Annotated in this window: 2 protein-coding genes; one reads left to right on the plus strand and one right to left on the minus strand. The window is 76.7% G+C overall.

Features of this window, described 5'->3' with window-relative positions; all coding sequences use genetic code 11:
• Positions 1-20 precede the first annotated feature (20 nt).
• A complete protein-coding gene (locus tag ACFU6K_RS38075) occupies positions 21-968 on the minus strand; it encodes a sigma-70 family RNA polymerase sigma factor (RefSeq protein WP_380671107.1) in 948 nt (315 codons plus the stop codon).
• Positions 969-1,071: 103 nt separating this feature from the next.
• On the opposite strand from ACFU6K_RS38075, the gene ACFU6K_RS38080 reads away from it, so the two are divergent.
• The gene (locus ACFU6K_RS38080; RefSeq protein ID WP_380671109.1) at positions 1,072-1,854 is read left to right on the plus strand and encodes an SDR family oxidoreductase; all 783 of its coding nucleotides are present in this window, start codon (positions 1,072-1,074) and stop codon (positions 1,852-1,854) included.
• The last annotated feature ends 47 nt before the right edge of the window (positions 1,855-1,901 follow it).

The following is a 1,901-nucleotide window of genomic DNA, read 5'->3' on the forward strand; positions in this document are numbered from 1 at the left end:
CTCCCCGCCCCGCCCCCGGGTCAGGCGTTCCGGAAGTCCGTGAGGTCCAGCGCCGCCAGCCGCTCCGGGTCGGTGAGCACGTCGATCGCGACGATCGCGCCGTCCACCACGGTGAACGCCATGACCGACAGCGCCCGCCCGTTGTCGCCGATGACCACCGCGCCCGCGGTGCCGTTGACCAGCGCCGGGCGGGCGAACGGGGACAGCGTGCCCCACAGGACGGCCTGGCCGGCCACCGTGCCGGCGCCCGAGAGCACCACGGTGTGCCGGGCCAGCAGCGCGCCGCCGTCCGAGCGCAGCACCACGTCCGGGTCGAGCACGGCGAGCAGCGCGTCCAGGTCGCCGTTGCGGGCGGCGGCGAAGAACGCGTCCACGGCCGCCCGCTGCCGGCCGAGGTCCGGGTCGGGCGCGGGCGCCTGCCCCTGCACCTTGCGGCGGGCCCGGCTGGCCAGCTGGCGGGTGGCGGCGGCGGTCTTCTCGATCAGCGGGGCGATCTCCTCGAACGGCACCGCGAACAGGTCGTGCAGCACGAAGGCGACCCGCTCGGCCGGCGACAGCGACTCCATCACCACCATCAGCGCCAGCCCGACCGAGTCCGCGAGCATCACCTCCTGCTCCGGGTCCACCACGCCCTCGCGCCGCAGCAGCGGGTCCGGGATGCGCGGCGGGCCCGGCTCGCCGCCCGGCCCGGCGGGCTCCAGCGGCTCCTCGCGGCGCTGGGCGCGGGTGCGCAGCAGGTTCAGGCAGACCCGGGAGACCACCGTGGTCAGCCAGCCGCCGAGGTTGTCCACCTCGGCGGTGTCGGTGCGGTCGTAGCGGAGCCAGGCCTCCTGGAGGGCGTCCTCGGCCTCGCTGATCGAGCCGAGCATCCGGTACGCGACCGCGCGCAGGTGCGGGCGGTGCTCCTCGAAGAGCGCGGTCCGGGCGGATGCCCCGTCCACCTTCTCGTCCACCTGCTTCTCGTCCACGTGTCACATTCCTTCGTCGCCGGGGGTCAGGGCTGCAGGAGTCACCCAACAACGGCTGCGGCGGGGAGATCAACTCCCCTCCCGGGACGAATCGGAGACGGTCATGACGAAGAACACGGTGCTGGTCACCGGCGGTACCGGAACCCTGGGCCGGCAGGTGGTCCCGCTGCTGCGCGCGGCCGGCCTGCCGGTGCGGGTGCTCAGCCGGCGGGAGCGCCCGGACGCCGACGGCGTGGCGTACGTGCGCGGCGACCTGCTCGGCGACCCGGCGGAGGCGGCCGCCCGGCTGGACGAGGCGCTGGCGGGCGTGGACACCGTGCTGCACCTGGCGGGCGGCCCCAAGGGCGACGACGTCGCCACCCGGCTGCTGGTCGCCGCCGCCCGGCGGGCCGGGGTGCGGCACCTGGTGTACATCTCGGTGATCGGCGCGGACCGGCTGCCGCTCGGCTACTTCCGGGCCAAGCACGCCGCCGAGCGGGCGGTGGCCGACTCGGGCCTGCCGTACACGGTCCTGCGGGCCGCGCAGTTCCACGACCTGGCGTTCACGGTGGCGGAGAAGACGGCCCGGCTGCCGCTCGTCCCGGCCCCCGGCGGGGTCCGCTGGCAGCCCGTGGACGTCCGGGAAGTCGCCGCCCGGCTGGTGGAGTTGGCGCTGGGCGAGCCGGCCGGGGCGGTGCCGGACCTGGCCGGTCCGACGGTGTACGCGATGGACGAGCTGACCCGCGGCTACCTCGCGGCGCGCGGCCGCAGCCGCCGGCGGCTGCCGCTCCGGGTGCCGGGAAAGGTCGGGCGGGCGTACCGGGCGGGGGAGAACCTGGCCCCGGCCGGGGCCGACCACGGGCGGCGGACCTGGGAGGAGTACCTGGCGGAGCGGCTGGCGGCCTGACGGCCCGGCTGCCGGTCGTGGTCCGTGGGGAGGCCGCCGGGCCCCTC

The sequence above is a fragment of the Kitasatospora sp. NPDC057512 genome, assembly GCF_042802135.1.
GTDB lineage: Bacteria > Actinomycetota > Actinomycetes > Streptomycetales > Streptomycetaceae > Kitasatospora.